General features: G+C 72.1%; 12 protein-coding genes. All 12 read right to left on the bottom strand.

Translation table 11 applies throughout. The annotated features are described in order from the left end of the window. Positions 1-3 precede the first annotated feature (3 nt). The 12 genes from ACFWGJ_RS07390 to ACFWGJ_RS07335 all read right to left on the bottom strand — a co-directional run bounded on the left by ACFWGJ_RS07390 (position 4) and on the right by ACFWGJ_RS07335 (position 18,585). On the bottom strand, positions 4-1,260 hold the full coding sequence (locus ACFWGJ_RS07390) for a class I SAM-dependent methyltransferase (RefSeq protein WP_387321599.1): 1,257 nt from the start codon (positions 1,258-1,260) through the stop codon (positions 4-6). Continuing rightward, positions 1,257-2,531 carry a glycosyltransferase gene (locus tag ACFWGJ_RS07385; RefSeq protein WP_387321612.1) on the bottom strand — a complete coding sequence of 425 codons (1,275 nt, stop codon included), beginning with the start codon at positions 2,529-2,531 and terminating at the stop codon, positions 1,257-1,259. Before ACFWGJ_RS07385 ends, ACFWGJ_RS07390 begins: the two co-directional genes overlap by 4 nt. Positions 2,532-2,539: 8 nt before the next feature. Continuing rightward, on the bottom strand, positions 2,540-3,775 hold the full coding sequence (locus ACFWGJ_RS07380; RefSeq protein ID WP_387321611.1) for an O-antigen ligase domain-containing protein: 1,236 nt from the start codon (positions 3,773-3,775) through the stop codon (positions 2,540-2,542). A gap of 1 nt (position 3,776) precedes the next feature. Beyond that, entirely contained in the window at positions 3,777-5,300 is a 1,524-nt protein-coding gene (locus tag ACFWGJ_RS07375) for a right-handed parallel beta-helix repeat-containing protein (protein ID WP_387321598.1), read from the bottom strand. Between the two features lie 15 nt (positions 5,301-5,315). Further along, the gene (locus tag ACFWGJ_RS07370) at positions 5,316-7,319 is read right to left on the bottom strand and encodes an alginate lyase family protein (protein ID WP_387321597.1); all 2,004 of its coding nucleotides are present in this window, start codon (positions 7,317-7,319) and stop codon (positions 5,316-5,318) included. After that, a complete protein-coding gene (locus ACFWGJ_RS07365; RefSeq protein WP_387321596.1) occupies positions 7,316-9,517 on the bottom strand; it encodes a bi-domain-containing oxidoreductase in 2,202 nt (733 codons plus the stop codon). Before ACFWGJ_RS07365 ends, ACFWGJ_RS07370 begins: the two co-directional genes overlap by 4 nt. Before the next feature lie 98 nt (positions 9,518-9,615). After that, complete coding sequence (gene asnB / locus ACFWGJ_RS07360; RefSeq protein WP_387321595.1) at positions 9,616-11,544, bottom strand: asparagine synthase (glutamine-hydrolyzing); 1,929 nt, start codon at positions 11,542-11,544, stop codon at positions 9,616-9,618. Between the two features lie 3 nt (positions 11,545-11,547). Further along, positions 11,548-13,077, bottom strand: a complete 1,530-nt coding sequence (locus tag ACFWGJ_RS07355) for a Wzz/FepE/Etk N-terminal domain-containing protein (protein WP_387321594.1) — start codon at positions 13,075-13,077, stop codon at positions 11,548-11,550. Beyond that, positions 13,074-14,441 (bottom strand): Wzz/FepE/Etk N-terminal domain-containing protein, encoded by a 1,368-nt coding sequence (locus tag ACFWGJ_RS07350; RefSeq protein ID WP_387321593.1) that lies wholly within the window; start codon positions 14,439-14,441, stop codon positions 13,074-13,076. The genes ACFWGJ_RS07355 and ACFWGJ_RS07350 overlap by 4 nt, the downstream gene beginning before the upstream one ends. After that, positions 14,438-15,718: a glycosyltransferase family 4 protein gene (locus tag ACFWGJ_RS07345; RefSeq protein WP_387321592.1), complete on the bottom strand. Its 1,281-nt coding sequence runs from the start codon at positions 15,716-15,718 to the stop codon at positions 14,438-14,440. Before ACFWGJ_RS07345 ends, ACFWGJ_RS07350 begins: the two co-directional genes overlap by 4 nt. Then, positions 15,708-17,024: a nucleotide sugar dehydrogenase gene (locus ACFWGJ_RS07340; protein ID WP_387321591.1), complete on the bottom strand. Its 1,317-nt coding sequence runs from the start codon at positions 17,022-17,024 to the stop codon at positions 15,708-15,710. Before ACFWGJ_RS07340 ends, ACFWGJ_RS07345 begins: the two co-directional genes overlap by 11 nt. Before the next feature lie 82 nt (positions 17,025-17,106). Beyond that, on the bottom strand, positions 17,107-18,585 hold the full coding sequence (locus tag ACFWGJ_RS07335; RefSeq protein WP_387321590.1) for a sugar transferase: 1,479 nt from the start codon (positions 18,583-18,585) through the stop codon (positions 17,107-17,109). Positions 18,586-18,747 lie beyond the last annotated feature (162 nt).

The following is an 18,747-nucleotide window of genomic DNA, read 5'->3' as shown; positions in this document are numbered from 1 at the left end:
CCTTCACGACGCGTCCTCGACGGCGTTGAGTTCCGGTATGACGATGCTGAGTTCCGGTATGGGGAAGACCAGCCGGCCGCCCCACTCGTGCACGAAGGACAGCTGCTCGACCAGCTCGGTGCGCAGGTTCCACGGCAGGACGAGCACGTAGTCCGGCTTGTCGGCGGCGATCTGCTCGGGCGCCAGGATCGGGATGCGGGTGCCCGGGGTGAACCTGCCGTGTTTGTACGGGTTGCGGTCGACGGTGTACGCGAGCAGGTCGGGCCGGATGCCGCAGTGGTTGAGCAGGGTGTTGCCCTTGCCGGGGGCGCCGTAGCCGACGACGGTCTCGCCGCGCTCGGCCGCCTCGATGAGGAACTTCAACAGGTCCCGGCGGACCTTGGCGACCCGGGCTGAGAACTCGGTGTAGCCGGACAGCTCCTGGAGCCCGGCGGCCTTCTCCCTGGCCAGGACGTCGGCCACCCGCTGGGACGGCTCGCCCGCCACTTCGGCGGGGCGGGCATGGAGCCGGATGGAGCCGCCGTGCGTGGGCAGCAACTCGACGTCCACGAGCGTGAGTCCGCCGCTCGCCAGGGCCCGGATCGCGGACGCGACCGTGTAGTACTGGAAGTGCTCGTGGTAGATCGTGTCGTACTGGTTGTCCTCGATGAGGGTCAGCAGGTGCTGCACCTCGATGGAGACCCAGCCGTCGTCGGCGACCAGGGCGCGCAGCCCCTGGGTGAAGCCGACCACGTCGGGGATGTGCGCGTACACGTTGTTGGCGACGACCAGGTTCGCCGGACCGTGCTCGGCGCGGACGGCGGCGCCGGTCTGCGGGGACAGGAACTCCGTGAGCGTGGGCACGCCCGCGTCCCGTGCGGCGGCGCCGACGTTCACCGACGGCTCGATGCCCAGGCAGCGGATCCCCCGGTCCACCACGTGCTTGAGCAGATAGCCGTCGTTGCTCGCGACCTCGACCACGAACGCGTCGGGGCCGAGGCCCACGCGCTCCACGGCGTCGGCGACGAAGGTCCGCGCGTGCTCCACCCAGGAGGTCGAGAAGGAGGAGAAGTACGCGTACTCCTTGAACGTGTCCTCCGGGGTGATCAGCGGAGGGATCTGCGCGAGCCAGCAGTCGGTGCACACCCGCAGGTGCAGCGGGTACGCCGGTTCGGCTTCGTCCAGTTGTTCCGCGGCGAGGAAGCTCTCGCACGGCGGGGTCGCTCCCAGGTCGACGACGCTTTCGAGCGCCGCCGAGCCGCAGAGTCGGCATCGTGTCATCTACTGCCCCCATCCCGCTCGCGCAGGTGCCCCCGGCGCGAGCCAGTGTTTCCCTCACGTAGCGGCGGCGGGCCGTCCCCGCCGCCCGACCGGCCCGCGATCGCGGAGCGGTACCCCTCCACCAGGCGTTCGAGGCCGACGGCCGGGCTGAAGCCCTGCTCGTACCGGCTTCGGGCCGCCCGGCCCATTTCTTGGTTGCGCTCCTGACCGGCCGTGATCCGGCGCAGGCAGGAGGCGAGCGAGGCGGGCTCGCCCGGCCGGTGCAGCAGCCCGCTCACCCCGTCCTCGACGAGTTCGACGAAGGCGCCGTGGGCGGCGGCCACGGTCGGGACCCCGGCCGCCATGGCCTCCACGACGACCAGGCCGAAGGCTTCCAGCCAGGTCGAGGGGGCCACCACGGCGACCGACCGCGCGATGGCCTGCCGGCACTGGGCGGGGTCGTACAGGCCGACGTAGCGCACGTCGTCCCGGTCCGCCGCCCAGGCGGTCACCTCGGCCTCCAGCGGTCCCGTGCCGGCGATCATCAGCGGTACGCCCACCCCGCCGTCCGCCGCGAGCTCGTCCCACGCGGCCATCAGCAGCCGGACGCCCTTGGCCTCCGCGAGGCGGCCGAGGTAGAGCACGTGCTCGCCCGCGCCCGTGCGGCGGACGTCCGGTTCGGGGACGAAGTTGTGCTTCACCGCGAGGCGTTCGGCGGGCATGCCGGACCGCACCAGGACGTCGCGCTGCGCGGCGGAGATGCAGAAGAACCGCTCCACGCCGGACCACCACCGCCGCCGGTTGACGGACAGGCTGACCGCGAGCGGCACGGTCGCGAGGCGGGAGCCGCGGTAGCAGCCGTGCCGGACGGCGGGCAGCGGCGACGCGCCGACGCACTCGGTGCACGGCCTGCCGTCCCGCTGGAGCGTGCCGGGCGGGCAGACCTGGGTGTAGTTGTGCAGCGTGGCCACGGCGGGCACGCCCGCGTCGGCGCAGGCGGCGAGCACCGCGGGCGACAGGAGCGGGAAGACGTTGTGGATGTGCACCACGTCCGGCCGCTCGGTACGGAGCCGGTCGGCCAGCTCCGAGCGGACCGCCGGGTTCCACGGCACCAGGAGCGGCAGCGCGGCCTTGCCCAGCAGGGACCGGCCGGCGATGTCGTCGCTGCGCCGCTCGAACACCCCGACCCGGTGGCCGGCCGCGCGCAGCAGCTCCGCCTCCTGGTCCACGACGTTGTTCTCCCCGCTCGGCTGCGCCGAGTTGTAGCGGTTGTGCACCACGAGGACACGCATGGTCGAGGTCACCTCCCCTCCTTGGCCCAGCGCGGGACATGTCGTCTGGGAACCACTGGCTTCAACGGGGGCGCGGGCGGCGCGGGTATCGCCAGCAGCGAGGCGGCCAGCGCCAGATGGAGCAGATACGGCGAGGCGTCGCCGAGGCCCGCCTCGGTGTACGAGGCGATCGCGCAGTAGCTGATCAGGAAGATCGCGCAGGCCCTCGGCAGCGACGGCGGGCGCAGCAGCGCGACCCCGCCCAGCACGGCGAAGACGGCCGCGACGAGGGTGACGCCGATCCAGCCCTGCTCGTGGTAGACGGCCAGCCAGCTGTTGTCGATCGGCAGGCCGCCGAACGACTTGTCGCCCAGGCCCATCCCGAACAGCTTCTCCCCGGTCGTGCGGGGCTCCGCCAGCAGGGCGTCCCAGACCTTGGCCCGGCCGGTGAGGCTGGTGAGGTTCTCCTGGCTCTGTCCGCGCAGGAACCAGGTCCGCAGCGCGGAGGCGAACCCCACCGCGGCCACCACGGCGACGAGCACCGCCCAGGTGAAGAAGCGGCGGGCGGCGGCGCTGGTCAGCACGAGCGAGCCGATCGCCAGCACAAGACCGATGAGCATGCCGATGGTGGCCGTGCGGGTGTGGGTCAGCGCGAGCAGGACGAGGGAGGGCACGATGACGACCGTGGCGCTGGTCCGGTCGGCCCGGCGGCCCAGGACGAGCAGCACGGTGAGCCCGATGATGACCGCCGCGTACTGGCCGATCTGCGGCGGGGTGAGCGGCCACAGGGCGCCGACCAGCCGTCCGCCGTACAGCTCGGGCAGGGCCGCGCCCGGGGAGACGACCAGTCCGGCGGCGACCGACCCGAGGACCGCGAAGTACATCCGGATGTGGTGCCGTACGAAGGTCAGGTCGCCGTTCCACCAGCGGCTGAGCAGCCACAGCGTGGCGACGAAGAGCGCCAGCCGGGTGCAGCGGAACAACGCGCCGAGTCCGGACTCCAGTTGCAGGCTGGAGATCAGGCTGGGCACCAGCAGCAGGGTGAGCAGGAGCACGAAGGCGCTGGCCCGGATGCGCAGCCGGAGGTTGAGCGCGAGCGCCAGCGTGAACGCGGCGACCAGCGCGCCCATGGTGACCAGCTGGATGAGCGAGCGCGGCAGCGGGACGATGGTCTTCGCCCCGGCGGAGCCCAGCGTGTTGAGGATCAGCAGTCCCCAGATGACGCCGACGAGTTTCGGTGTGCCGCTGCGCAGGTCCTCGGTCATCTCAGTCACCGGCCTGCGGGTCGAGGGTACTGCCGGTGTCCTGCTGGTAGGGCGTGCTCTGCCACTGGCCGAAGTCGAGCACCTGGCTGGGGTCGTGGGCGACGAACTGCCAGGGTCCGACGTACACGTTGTCGTGCCAGCGGTTGTGCTGCTTGCGGGTGATCGCCTCGGCCACCTTCTCGCCCTTGTACGGCGACCACTTGGGGTAGGTGCCGTAGTTGGACAGCACCGCCATGCGGTCGCACTTGGCGGTGCACTTGAGGACGGACTTGTCCAGCGTGAAGCGGTTGTCGTGGATGTCCACGCGCTGGGTCTTCCACCGGCAGTCCCCGTAGAGCGGTGCTCTGGCGATCGCGGGCCGCACGCAGCGGTCGGTGTCCCGCATCAGCAGGGTGCAGTCGCCGGAGGAGGTGTTGGCGGGGCTGTTGCAGAACCGGTCGGCGTTCTCCCACAGGGTGATGCCGGACCAGTTGTCCTCCAGCACGTTCCCGTAGATCTCGATCTTGTCGGTGCGGGCGGGGACCCGGGGTTCGCCGCCGGACTCGGACAGGTAGACGGTCGCGAAGGGGAAGCTGTCGCCGCGCTCGGCGTACGTGCGGCCCTCGACCCAGTTGTTCCGCCGGATCGTGTTCTTGCGGATGACCGCGTTGTAGCTGGTCTCGTACATCAGCGCGGCACCGTCGTTGTCCTCAAGGACGTTGTTCTCGATACGGAAGTCGTTGTTGTTGGTGTCCGCCCACAGTCCGGCGCCGCGGTTGTCGTGGACCCAGTTGCCGCGGATGTCGGCGCCGTCGACGGCCCAGAACTTGATGCCTCCGGTGCAGCCGCAGCCCTCGCGCCGCCGCTCCCAGTCGCCGGTGTTGTTGCCCGTGATCTCGTTGCCCTCGACCACCAGATCCTTGAGGGGATCACCGGATTTGTAGGCGTTCATGCCGTACTGGCCGTTGGCGCGCAGACAGCTGGCGCGGACCTCTTGGCGGGCTCCGGCCATCAGCCCGGCGCCGGAGTTGCGCTGGATCGTGGCGTGCTCGATCACCCAGCCGTCGGCCGAGTCGTGGTTGACCACGCCCTCGTCGTGCGGGGCGACGAAGTTCTGCACGGTCAGATGGCTGATGGTGACGTCACGGGCGGTGCCGCCGAACGCGTACTGGTTGGTCCTGCGGCCGTCGAGGACCGCGCCCGGCGCACCGAGGTAGCGGTCGCCCTTCTTGGGGATGACCTGCGCGTAACGGTCCGCTTCGAGCCGGTGCGTGCCCGGCTTCAGCCAGAACGTGGTGTTCGCGGGGCTGTTCTTGGTCTTGGCGGCCAGGTCGCCGGTCTTCGCGGGGTCGACCGTCACCGCGCCCGCCGGTGCCTTCGCCGGTCCGGGCGCGGGCTTGGCGCACACGCCCGCCACGGACCGGGCGCCGGACGTGGACGGCGCGGCGGTCGGCTCCGACGGGGCGTCCGACGTGCTCACGCAGCCGGTCGCCAGCACGGCCAGCGCCGCCGCCGGCAACGCCCGCCTCCGCCACTTGGATCGCACGCTTCCTCCCCCTTCCTAGTCGCGGAACCTGAGTACGGTCGTGAACTGCCGCGCGCTGTCGGCGAAGCCGGTGCCGACGAGCGTGGTGGCGGGCTCCTTGCGCCCGAAGCCGGCCGAGTACCAGCCGAGCGGCGGGTCGCTCTCGCCGCGGTGCGCCCGCCAGTTCAGCTCTCCGGGCAGTTCGAGGACGGCGGAGCGCTCCTCGCCGTCGCGCGTCCAGGTGAGTACGGCCCGGCTCCCCGTCAGGTCCGCGGTGATCGCCGGCCCGAGGTGGAAGGCGAGGCGTGCGGCCCGGCGCGGGCCCCGTACCTCGTCGACCACGCGTACCTCGGCTGTCGCGTCGGTCAGTTCCACCCGGCGGCGGTGCACCGAGCCCTGGTAGCCGTCGTGTTCGGCGCACCAGCGGGCCGTCCCCCCGCCGGACGGCACGGAGGTGTCGAGGACGCGGGTGCGGGCGTGCCGGGTCCACAGGAACGGGCCGCCGGACACGGACTGGTCGGTGCCGTCCAGTTCCAGGGTGTTGTGGCCGAGGGTGGACCGGAAGTACCGCCGCCACTCGGGCTGCCCGTGGTAGCAGAAGGTCCCCGGGTCGGCGAGGACGTCGACCCCGTCGTGCCGGACCTCCACCGACAGCGCGTCCGCGTGGGCGTGCGCGGCGATGGACAGGAAGCCGTGCGGACCGCCGTCGCAGCGGCACCAGATCCCGCCCGGGCCCCGCAGCACGGTGAGCCCCGCGTCGGCGAAGTGGGCCGGACGGGTCGCCGGACGGGTCACCGCCGTCGCGGTCCCGTCGTGCGGGGACGGCTCGTTCTCCGCGTTCGGACGCGCCTTCGCGTACGGGCGGATGAGCGCGGCCAGCAGCGGGGTGCGTACGTCGGTGCCGGTCACCTCCGGCCACCAGTCGAGCCGCCCGAACACGGCGTCGCCGGTGGCAAGGAGCGAGGCCCAGCGGTCGGTGCCCGTGCCGTCCACGACCAGGCCGTGTCCGTCGTCCGCGTCCCCCTGGCGCGGTGGCCGCAGCCGGTCGTCCACGACGGCGGCGAGCGCGTCGGTCATCCGCAGCAGCACCAGACGGACCGTCTCGGGGACGGTTACGTCGGCGGCGTCCGCCTCGGCCAGCGCGGCCAGGCCGAGTTCGAGGACGAGTCCGTGGTATTCGCTGGCCAGCTCGCGGTTGAGGCCGGAGAGGAAGGTGTTGGCGCGCAGGTGCCGGTCGAGGGAGCGCAGCGCGTCGGTCCGCCACCGGCCGGAGGAGGGGAACCAGTCGAACGCGCAGGCGGCGGCGAACTGTCCGGCGGCCTCGGCGACGATGTGGTTGTTCGCCGACGAGCCCCGGCTGGGGAAGGCGGCGAGCCAGCGCTGGTGGTGCCAGATCTGGTCGCGCGCCACCGGGTTGTCCTCGAAGAGAGGGGCTGCGCCCGGCCAGCCGTCCAGGAGCCGGCGGATCCACACCCAGGACAGCAGCCGGATCCCCAGCTCGATACCGCTGATCCAGTGCACGCCCTGCAGCGGCGGGTTGACGGTCCACCACGACCGCAGATGTGCGGCCACGCGTTCGGCGTACCGCTCGTTCCCGGTGATGGCGTAGGCGGCGGCGAGCACGGTGAGGTACTGGTGCCGGGACGGCTCCCAGATCTGCTTGATGTCCCCGGCCGCGTCCTCGCTGCGGTACGGCACGTCGAAGGCGTAGCCCCCGGGTGCCCGGCGTCCGGTCTTCGGGTCGTACCACCAGTCCGGGTCGGCCAGGTCGTCGCGGACCACGCCGAAGAACTCGGCGTGGCCGTCCATCAGCCGGTCCGCCTCGGCGACGAGGCGTTTCGCGGCGTCCGGGGGTATCGCGGCGACCGTCCCGGCGGGCAGTGCGGCGGTGAACCGGGCGCCGGTCACGCTGGGCGCGTCGGGCTGTGCCGCCCGCCACCGCCGTCTGCGTACGGTGTCGCCCGCCCGGCCGGCGACCTCCAGCGGTCCCATCCGGGACAGCCGCCGCAGGTACCAGCCCGCGGTGGTGCTCACGCTCATCGCGCCCTCGTCAGCGTCACCGGCGCGCCGCCGGCCAGGCCGGACGGTACGGCGAGGGTGGCCGCCGTGGTGGCGACCAGCGACTCCAGCGGCACCGGCATGGGCCCGCCGGTCCGCACGGCCTTGACGAACGCGGCCAGCTCGGCGTTCTGGCCCTTGTCCCGGGCCTTGGGCAGCCGTGAACTGACCCACCGCTTACGGTCGTACACCGAGGCCCGGACGAAGTCGTCGAGCCGCAGCACCTTGCCGTCGGCGACGAGGTCCAGGGTCTCCTTGGGGAAACCGGCGGCGCCCGTGGTGACGTAACTGATGGTGGCGGTCGAGCCGTCGGGGTAGCGCAGCAGCACGTTCAGGTCCTCGTTGCCGGGTGCGGCGGTGGCGTACACCGAGACCGGGTCCGCGTCGAGGAGCCAGCTCGCCGTGTCGATGAAGTGGCCGCCCTCACCGGCGAACCGGGAGCCCTCGGTGCCCTGTTGGAGGTACCAGCTGCCGTGCTGCAGGCGGCCCGCGTTGACCAGGTAGCGCAGGTTCGCCGGGCCGGTCCGGACGCCGAACTTCGCCTTGGCCTCCTGGAGCAGCGGGGCGAAGCGGCGGTTGAAGCCGACCTGGAGCCGGTCGTTGCCGGACTCCTCCACCGCCGCGAGCACCCCGGCCAGCTCGTCCTCGGAGAGCGCGAGGGGCTTCTCCACGAACACCGCCTTGCCGGCGAGGAGCGCCCGGCGGGTCAGTTCGGCGTGCGAGCTGTGCCGGGTGACGACGAACACCGCGTCGACGGACTTGTCGTCGAGCACGGCGTCGAGGTCGGTGCTCGCCTCCTTGAACCCGAACTTCCGCTTGGCGTTGGCCGCGGACAGGGCCGTCGTGGTGACGACCGTGGACAGCTCGACGCCGTCGCGCTGGGCCAGGTGCGGCAGCAGCATCGACGTCGCGTAGTTCCCGGCGCCGGCGAACGCCACCCGCACCGGCGCGTGGGCGGACCGGGCCGGGGCGGACGGTTTCCCACCCCGTCGTACCTCGGGCACGGTCACCGAGGGCGCGGGCGTCTGCGCGGAGGCCTCGGCCGGGTCCTCGGTAGGGCCGGGGTAGCGGAACAGCACGGCGACGGCCTTCAACGCGCCGTCCTTGAGGCGCTGGTACGTCTCGACGGCGTCGTCGAAGTCGGCGACGTGCGAGATCAGGGGCTCCACGTCGACGCGGCCCCGGGCGGCGAGGTCGAGGAAGCACGCCAGGTTGCGGCGCTCGGTCCAGCGCACATAGCCGATCGGGTAGTCCCGTCCCTCCAGCTCGTACGACGGGTCGTAGCGCCCGGGGCCGTAGCTGCGGGAGAAGCGGACGTCGAGTTCCTTCTCGTAGTACGCGTTCCAGGGCAGGTCGAGGCGACACTTGCCGATGTCGACGACCCGGCCGCGGTCGCGGCAGAGCCGGGCGGCCAGTTCGACGGGCTGGTTGCTGCCGCCGCCCGCCGCCAGATACACCTGGTCCACGCCGTGGCCGTCGGTGAGTTCGGCGACGGCCGCCTCCACGGCCGCGGACCCGGGGTCGCCGCAGGCCGCGGCGCCCAGGCGTTCGGCGAGTGCGCAGCGCGCCGGGTCGGGGTCGGCCCCGACGACGCGTACGCCCGAGGCGGTCAGGAGCTGGGCGACGAGCTGCCCGATCAGGCCGAGGCCGATGACCAGGGCCACCTCGCCGAGCTGCGGCTCGCCCTGCCGGACGCCCTGCATGGCGATCGACCCGACCGTGCCGAAGGCCGCGTGCCGGGGCGCGAGACCGTCCGGTACCGGGGTGTAGAGGTTCTTCGGCACCCAGTTCAGCTCGGCGTGCAGCGCGTGCTCGTTGCCCGCGCAGGCCACCAGGTCCCCGACCTTCACATCGTCGATGCCGGGGCCGACCTGCTCGACCACCCCGCACAGCGAGTAGCCGAGCGGGGTGTACGAGTCGAGCTTGCCCATCACCTTGCGGTAGGTGGCGGGCACGCCGTTGGTGGCCACGCTCTGCATGACCTTGGCCACCTGGTCCGGCCGGGAGCGGGCCTTGCCCACCATCGACATACCGGCCTCGGACACCTTCATGAGCTCGGTGCCGGTGGAGATCAGCGAGAAGGCGCTGCGGACCAGCACCCCGCCGGGCTTGCACCCCGGCACGGGCACGTCGAGCAGCGCCAGTTCGCCGCTCTTGTAGTTCTGCACAACCTGTTTCACCCGAGCTCCTCTTGATTCCTACGCCGTCAAGCCGTCGTGCGGTCGTGCCGTCGAACCGTCGTGCTGTCAGGTCCTCGTACCGTCAGGTCCTCGTACCGTCATGCCGCCTGGCTCCGGTCGGAGCCGGAGGTCGCGTCGCGGTACCAGTACTCCAGGGTCAGGACATGCCACAGGTGCTTGGAGAAGTCCCGCTGTCCCGCGGCGTCCTCGGCGACCATGCGGGCCAGCGCGTCGCGGCGCAGGATCCCGGAGTTGACGAGCACACCGTCATTCACCACCTCGCGCACCAGCGGTGCCAGATCCCGGCTCATCCAGGCCCGTAGCGGGGCGCTGAACAGGCCCTTGGGCCGGTAGACGATCTCCCGGGGCAGGACCGAGGTGGCCGCCTCCTTGAGGACCGCCTTGCTCTGCCGTCCGGCGATCTTGCGATTCCCGGGGAAGGCGAACGCTGCCCTGACCACCTCGACGTCCACGTACGGCACCCGCACCTCGGTGGAGGCGGCCATGCTGGAGCGGTCGGTGTAGGCGAGGTTGAGGCCCGGCAGGAACATCCGGGCGTCGCCCAGGCACATGCGGTTGACGAAGTCGTCGAGTTCGTTGTCCTCGTAGACGTCCGCGTGCTCGGTCAGTACGTCGTCGACCGTCCCGGCCAGGTCCGGATCGACCAGCGCGAGCAGTTCGTCCTGGTCGTACATGGTGTAGCTGCGCCGGAACGCGGTCTCCTCCGGCAGGTCGGCGAAGGACAGGAACCGCTTCGCGAAGCGCACCGACCGCAAGCCGCGGCGGGAGGTGGCGACCGGCAGGCGGTCCACCGTCGCGGACACGCCGCGCCGCAGGGGCCGCGGGATGCGCTGGTAGCGCAGCGCGAGCAGGTTGGCGAGGTGCTTGCGGTAGCCGGCGAACAGTTCGTCCGCGCCCATCCCCGAGAGCATCACCTTGACCCCGGCCTCCCGGGCGGCCGAGCAGATCAGGAAGGTGTTGATCGCGGCGGGGTCGCCGATCGGCTCGTCCAGGTGGTGGGTCATCCGCGGCAGCAGGTCGAGCACGTCCGGGGCGATCTCGATCTCGTGCAGGTCGACGCCGAACTGCCCGGCGACCTGCCGGGCGTAGCGCAGGTCGTCCGGCATCGCCTCGAACTTGGCGTCCTCGGCGCGGAATCCGATCGTGTAGGCGGAGATCCCGGGCCGGTCGCGGGCCGCCAGCGCGGTCAGATAGCTGGAGTCGAGACCGCCGGAGAGGAAGGTCGCCACGGGCACGTCGGAGAGCAGGTGCTGCCGGGTCGACTCCTCGACGACGGCGGCCAGGTCCGGGAGTTCGCCGCTGCGGGCGCGCTCCTGGCCCTCGGCGGCGACGTCCTTGAGGTTCCAGTACCGGCCGCGCTCGATCCGGCCGTCGGGCCGGCACCGCAGCCAGCTGCCCGGCGGCAGTTTCTCCGCCTCGCTGAACGCGCAGCGCGAGTCCGGCACCCAGTAGTAGAGGAGCGAGGCCACCAGGGCCGCGTGGTCCACCTCCAGCGTTCCGCCGGTCACGGCGGCGAGCGCCTTGAGTTCGGAGGCGAACATCAGGCCCTTGCCGCGCCGGAGCAGGAACAGCGGCTTGATGCCGAGCTGGTCGCGGGCGAGGACCAGTTCGCCGGTCCGCTCGTCGAAGACGGCGAACGCGAACATGCCGCGCAGCCGGGGCAGGCAGTCGGTGCCCCAGCGCCGCCAGGCCTCAAGGAGCACCTCGGTGTCGGAGGTGCCGCGGAACCGCACCCCGGCGGACTCCAACTCGGTACGCAGCTGGGGCGCGTTGTACAGCTCGCCGTTGTACGTGAGGGAGAGGCCGTCACGGACCATCGGCTGGGCGCCGGTCTCGGACAGGTCGATGATGGCCAGCCTGCGGTGCCCGAGGTGCACTTCGCCGTCACCGGCGCGGTGGCTCCAGCGGCCCGCGCCGTCGGGGCCGCGGTGGGCGAGGACATCGGTGAGCCGGTCGGTCACGGCCTTGCCGTCCGGCCACAGGTACGTGCCTGCGATGCCACACATGATCTACCTGGCCTCCTGGTCGCTGTACGGGACGCGTGCGGCCGTCATGGAGGGCCGTTCGGTCCGCGGCTGGCCGGTTCCGGCCTGCCGGGCGGGCCGCTCGTGGGCGCCGCGCAGCGCGGTGTGCAGCCCGTCCCACAGCGTGCCGTCGGTGCGGTCGCGCGGATCGGGGTCGATCAGCACCACGCCGATCACCGGGATGCGCTGGTCGGCGAGTTGCCGTGCCACGGTGTGCAGCCAGGCGGCGCTGCCGTGTCCGGCGCGCACGACGAGCACGGTCTGCCCGCCGAGGTACTGCAGATCGGTCCACGCGGTGCCGGGCGCGACGGAGCCGACGCCGAGCCGGCGTGCCTGTTTCGGCACGGCCGCCGCGTCCTCGCCCCGGACGACGGTGGGACCGCCGGGCTCCTGGCGGCTGTTGGCGAGTTCCCGTCCGGGCAGGCCGTCGATGACGACGACCGGGCCTTCCGCCGCCAGTGCTCGGGCGACGTTCAGGGCGATCACGCTCGTGCTGCGCGCACAGCCCAGTTCCAGCAGCGACACGGGTTCCGCGGAGGCCCGTACGGCGCGGGCCAGGGTCGCGGTGAGCCGTTCGCGGGCGGCGCGGGTCCGGCGGGGCCGCCACAGGCCGGGCGACCAGCGGGGTACGGCGCGCAGTTCCGCGACGACCGAGGCGCCCAGGTTCGCCGCGATCTCCTTGCGCAGTACGGGCCGGTCCGCCACCACCGTGCCGACCGCGGCGAGGCCGAGGCCGAGGACGAGCCCGAGGACGAGTCCGATCACCGCGTTGGTGGCGGCCGATCGGGGCAGGGACTGCTCGACGGCGCGGGGGGCGTCCACGATCTGGGTGCCGGCGATGACCTTGGGTGTGCCGGTGCGCGCGTCCGCGGCGCGCTGGTCGAAGTCGGCGATCCGCGAGTTGAGCAGGGCGCGGCGGGCGAAGAGGGACTCAAGGCCCGCCGACGCCTGGGGGTCGCTCTCCGGTGAACGGTCGCCGATGGCGTTGTTGACCTCGGTGAGTTCGTCCCGCATACGGTCGCGCTGGTCGAGCAGGGCCTTGGCCTCGGCCTGCGCGGCCTCCCGCATCCTGCGCACATGGTCCGCGACGAAGGCCTCGGCCAGTGCCTTCGCGCGGGCCACCGCCTCCTCGTCGGTCCTGCCCGTCACATCGATCTGCAGCAGGTTGTTGGTCAGGCCGGTGCCCCGGTAGTCCTTCATGAAGTCCTCGGGTTTCTCCGGGGACTTGAGGGCCTGGAGGGCCTTGTCGGCGATCCGGGTGGTGCCCAGCAGGGCGACGTCGGTACGGATCAGCGTGCCGGTGTCGTTGGGCTGGTCGTCCTGGTGCACGACAAGCACCTTGGCCGTGGCGCTCGGCGGTGGCGGCAGCAGGACGGCCACGGCCGCGCCGAGCAGCAGCCCCAGGAGTGCCACGGAGCCCCAGAGGCGGCGGCGCCTGCGCACCGCCACGACCAGCGCGTGCAGATCGAGCAGCGGGGTGGCGGCCGACGGCTCCGCGGTCGTACTCGTCGTCATGCCGGACCTCCCGTGGTGGTGCCGGGAACCGCGAGTGCCAGCGGGCTGCTGTCCGCGGGCCGGTCCGCCGAACCCGTCGGCCGGGCCCGGACCGTGCCGGCGACGACGATGCCGACGACCTCGTGCCGGGCGTCCGCGCAGGCCTCGGCCACGGCGGTGAGCTCCGCCGCGGTCCAGCTGCCCGCGCTGAGCACGACCAGGACGCCGGACTCGGTGTCGCGGTCGGGGACCATCGGGTGGGACACCGCGACGTCCACGACCCGCAGCACCGGATCGCTCTTGGCCTCGGCGACGAGCTGATCGGCGGCGCGGCGGGCGGTCCCGTCGCCGTCCGGTACGACGACGAGGAGCCGCCGGGGGGCCGGCAGCTGGTTGCGCAGGCGCACGCACACCCGCCGGTAGCGGATCCGCCGGCCGGCCTCGTCGCCGTAACTCTGCGGGTCCGGGACGTCCCACCGGGTGTCGGTGCCGAGCAGCCGGCGGATCCGGGCCGCCCGGCCGCGCTCCCGCTGCCCTGGTGCGGGCCGTTCCTCGGGTACGTCGACGGTGCCGAGCAGGGTCGAGCCCAGTGCCGCGGCGATCTCCGGTTCGGTGCGCAGCCTGCGGTTCATCCGGGCGGCGGCGAGATGGGCGACGACGGTGAGCAGGAACGCCAGCAGCGCCCCGCCGACGACGAGTTGCATCCGGGTCGGTGGTGCCTCGCCGGTCGGGCGGGCCGCCGGTCCCATGACCACCATGCCGGCCTTGCTGGTCGCCGGGTCGGCCTCGTCCAGTTTCTGCATGGCCTCTTCCAGCGCTGTGCGCAGGTTCGCGAGCGCGGTGCGGGCCTGCACGCTCTCCACGGTCTGTCCCGGATCGGCGGCCTTGGACAGGTCGGTGATCCGGCGGTTGGTCTCCTCCACCTGCTGGCGCAGGGCTTCGGGACCCGTGGCCGCGTCGGAGTCGGTGCCGTCGCCCGCGACGCGCGCGGCGAAGGCGACGAACTGCTGGGCCGACCGGTCGGCGAGCCGCTGGGCGCGCTCCGGGGAGTCGGCCGTGCCCGAGATCTTGATGATGTTGCCGTTGGCGGCGGCGGCGCTCACCTCCTTGCGCAGGTCGCTGCCGCTGACGCCCTGCCAGTGGAGCGTGGCGGCCACGCGGTCGATCACGACCGAACTGGTCGCGATCTCCGCCTGGGTGAGCAGTTCGCGCTCCTCCCACTGCCCCGGCAGCAGCACCGACGCCACGGCCGTGTACTTCGGCGGGAACAGCACCGAGGTGCCGTAGCCGACGAGCGCGCCCACCACGACGAGGAGGGCGAGGAGCCGCCGGCGCCGGCGGAGAATCCGCCCGATCGTGACCAGGCGTATCGTGTCGTCGCTCAACGGAGCGGCCTCCTCCCTGTGCGGGTGGGGCCGCCGGCCGGCGCCGGAGCGCGGTCGCGGCAGGCTGCGGTGTAGGCGGCGAGCAGTGCCGCCTGCGAGTTCCGCCAGGAGAGCTGTCCGCTGATCCGTTCCTGGCCGGTCTTCCCCATCTCGGCCCGCTTCGCCGGGTCGTCCAGCAGCAGCGCGACGAGCTTCGCGAATTCGGCCTCGTCGTTGGCGGGCGCGTAGACGGCGGCGTCGCCGGCGGAGACGCGTGCCTCGCGGAGGTCGAAGGAGACGATGGGCCGGCCCATGGCCATGTACTCCAGGACCTTGTTCATGGTCGACACGTCGTTGAGCGGGTTGCGCGGGTCGGGTGACAGGCACACGTCCGCGGTGGACAGGTAGCGCACCAGGTCGGCGTCCGGGATGCGGCCGGTGAACTGCACCTGATCGGTGAGCCCGAGCGTGCGGGACAGTTCCACCATGGCGTCGAAGGCGTCGCCGGAGCCGACGAACACCGCGTGCCAGTCGGTCCGGCCGAGGTCGTCGCGGAGTTTCGCGAGGGCCCGCAGGGCGTAGTCGACGCCGTCCTGGGGGCCCATGACGCCGAGGTAGCACAGCAGATGGGGCTTGCCGCGCTTGAGTTCCGGCTCGGGCGGTACCGGCTGGAAGCGGTCGGTCTGGGGCGCGCTGCGCACCACGAAGACGTCTTCGGGCCGCTGCCCGCCCCGGCTGACCGCGACGTCGCGGTAGCTCTCGTTCGTGGCGAGCACGATGTCCGCGGCCCGGTAGGTCATCCGTTCCAGCGCGCACACACCGCGGTAGAGCAGGTCCTCGCCGCGGTCGAACCGGGAGAGGTACAGCTCGGGCACCAGGTCGTGCTGGTCGAAGACGAACCGTGCGCCGCGCCGCTTCATCCACAGCGCGGGCAGGAACAGCAGGTCGGGCGGGTTGCAGGCGTGGACGACGTCGACCGGGCCGACCTTGCGGGCCAGCCGGAGCGTGTGCCACAGCGCCGCTCCGTACTCCCGCAGATAGCCGGCCGGTCCGCCGGTGGCGGCGCGCAGCGGGTAGCGGTGGATCCGCACCCCGTCGATCACCGCCTGCGGCTCGGTGTCCCGTTTGGTTCCCCGCGGGCAGATGACGTGGACCTCCCAGCCCGCGTCGCGCAGTGTCGTGCACTCCTGCCAGACCCGCCGGTCGAAGGGCACCGACAGGTTCTCCACGAGGATCAGCGCGCGCCGGCCGGTCCGGTCGGTGCCGGTCGTGTCGTCGGACGATGTGTTACCAAGCAAGGCCCATGTACCCCGGTTCGGTTCGGCGCGCCTCGGCGTCGGGAAGGTGGATGAGATCGATGAGCACGGGGCCCTCGCCATGGGGCAGTGCCGACAGGACGGCCGGATCCCTGGTGCCGACCAGGCAGACCTCGGCGTGGTCGAGCACCTCTTCGACGGAGTCCGCGAGGAGGTGCGCGAGGTGCGGCAGCCGGGTTTCGATGTATTCGCGGTTCGCGCCGAGCAGCCTGGAGAGGCTGACGTTGGCGTCGTAGATCTTCAGGTCGTAGCCCTTGCCGAAGAGACGTTCCGCCAGTTCGACGAGGGGGCTCTCGCGGAGGTCGTCGGTGCCGGGTTTGAAGGACAGCCCGAACAGTCCGGCGCGGCGTTTTCCGGTGCGCTCGACCATCTCCACCGCGCGTTGCAGATGGGCGGAGTTGGAGGGCAGCACGTGGGACAGGATGGGCACGGAGACGTCGGCCCGCTGTGCCGCGTGGACCAGGCTGCGCAGGTCCTTGGGCAGGCAGGAGCCGCCGAAGGCGAAGCCGGGGCGCAGATAGGCGGGGCTGATGTTCAGCTTGCGGTCGGCCAGGAAGACGTCGATGACCTGGTGCGAGTCCACCCCGAGCGCCTGGCAGACGGCGCCCAGTTCGTTCGCGAAACCGATCTTGAGGCCGTGGAAGGCGTTGTCGGCGTACTTGATCGCCTCGGCCGTCGGGACCGGCACCCGGAACACCTCGCCGGGCAGTCCGTCGTACAGGGCCCGCACCGCGTCGCCGCTCGCCCGGTCGAGTTCGCCGATGACGGTCTTGGGCGGGTCGAAGAAGTCCCGCACGCTGGTGCCCTCGCGCAGGAACTCCGGGTTGACCGCGACTCCGACGTCCACCCCGGCCGTGCCGCCGACGTACTTCTCCAGGATCGGCAGGAGCAGGTTCAGGCAGGTGCCCGGCAGCATGGTGCTGCGGAACACGACGGTGTGCCGCCCGCCGCGTTCGGCGAGCGCGGCGCCGATCTCCTCGGTGACCCGCTCCAGGTAGGTGGTGCACAGGCTGCCGTTGGCCTCCGAGGGGGTGCCCACGCAGACGAGCGAGATCTCGCTGCCCATGATCGCCTCGCGGACGTCGTCCGTGGCTCTCAGGGCACCGGTCCGTACGACGTCGGCGATGAGTTCGCCGATACGTTCCTCCACCACCGGGGCCTTGCCGTCGTTGACCAGGTCGACCTTGACCTGGTTGACGTCCACCCCGATGACCTCGTGCCCCATGCTGGCCAGGCACGCGGCTGATACGCAGCCCACGTAGCCGAGCCCGAAAACGCTGACCTTCATGATCCTTTTCTCCCCCCAGGCAGGCCCTCCCGGCCTGCGGTCCGTGCGCCTGCCGGCTTCTGTCGCCGCAGTCCCCCGCGCATCAGTACGCCCCGTGGCCGTAGAGCACCGCGCGTAGCGTCTTCCACAAGATCACCGTGTCCAGGGCGAGCGACCAGTCCTCCACGTACCGCAGATCGAGGCGGACCGCCTCCTCCCACGGCAGGTCGCTGCGCCCGCTGATCTGCCACAGCCCGGTGAGTCCGGGTTTCACCAGCAGCCGCCGCCGGATGTCCGGGCCGTACGCCGCGGACTCCTCCGGCAGCGGGGGTCTCGGGCCGACGAGCGACATCGATCCGGTGAGTACGTTGACCAGTTGCGGCAGTTCGTCGATCGAGTACCGGCGCAGCACCGCTCCGAGCCGGGTCACCCGTGGATCCCGGCGGAGCTTGAACAGCAGGCCGGCGCCTTCGTTGCGGTCGGCCAGCTCGGTACGGGCCCGGTCGGCCCCGGCGACCATCGTGCGGAACTTGTAGATGGTGAACTCGCGGCCGTCCTTGCCGACTCTTCGCTGGCGGTAGAAGGCCCCGCCCCGGCTCTCCGTCACCACGAGCAGTCCGACGAGCAGCATCAGCGGCGCGAACAGCAGCAGCAGGAACGCCGCGCCCAGCCGGTCGACGATGCCCTTGACCGCCCGGCGGCCCCCGGTGAAGGCCGGCATGCTGACCCGCAGCAGCGGGATCCCGAGCACGGCGTCGACGTGCAGCCGGGGGCCGGCCACCTCCATCAGCACGGGGGCCACGACCATCTCGGCCTCGCTGCCTTCGAGGTTCCAGGCCAGCCGCTGCAGCCGGTCCGGTGACCAGTGCGGGTCCGGTGTGACCGCGACGACCCGGTAGCCGTCACGGCGTACGTGGTTGGCGACGTCGGCGAGCCGGCCGACGACCGGCACTCCGTCCACCTCGTCGCCGTCGGGCCCGAGGCCGTCCGTCGTGCACACCCCGTCCACCCGCCAGCCGAGGTGCGGGAACTTGCGGGCGCGGGTGATCAGGTCGCGCACGGTCTCCGGGCTCCCGGCGGCCAGCACCGGTCTCAGGCACTGTCCTTCCTTGCGCTGTTTGTGCAGCCTGAGCCGCAGCAGATAGCGCGCGACCATGGTGACGATCGCGATCGCGGGGATCGCGACGAAGATCCAGAGTTTGATGTTGCGTGAGGTCAGGGCGATTCCGCCGAGCGCCAGGACGACGGCCGCCGTGAACAGCGAGCGCCCGAGCCGGCGGAATTCCTCGGCTCCCTGGCCGAGCACGGCCGGCGCCCACGAGCGGTTGACGGTGAGCGCGCCGAGCACCAGCAGTTCGGTGCCGAAGGCGAGAATCACCCATTTCTCATGCCAGTTGGCCGCGTCCCGGGCCCCGAAGAAATTGCCGATCCCGGCCACCACGACGGCGGTCGCCACCGTGTCGGTGATGATCACGGTACGGCGGTAGCGCTGTTCCCAGTCGCTCGCGGGCCGGCTGATGGTCTGGTTCGCCAGTCGCCCGCGTGCCGACGGAAAAGGGTTGACTAGATCCCCCCGCTGCACAGAACCCCCCAGGTCCCCAGTGGTTCGACGTGTTCGTACGACACCGCCCCTCCCCCCGGGAGGCCCCCGCCTCCCGCACCGGTCCTCCCCCCGGGAGGCCCCGCCCCCCGTGCCGCGCCGTTCCCTGTTTCCGGGAGGCCCCCGCCTCCCGCGCATGACGAT

Source organism: Streptomyces sp. NPDC060205, assembly GCF_042728395.1.
In the GTDB taxonomy this organism is placed as follows: domain Bacteria; phylum Actinomycetota; class Actinomycetes; order Streptomycetales; family Streptomycetaceae; genus Streptomyces.
The sequence above is the reverse complement of the archived record's forward strand: the minus strand, read 5'-3'. Positions and strand labels throughout refer to the sequence as shown.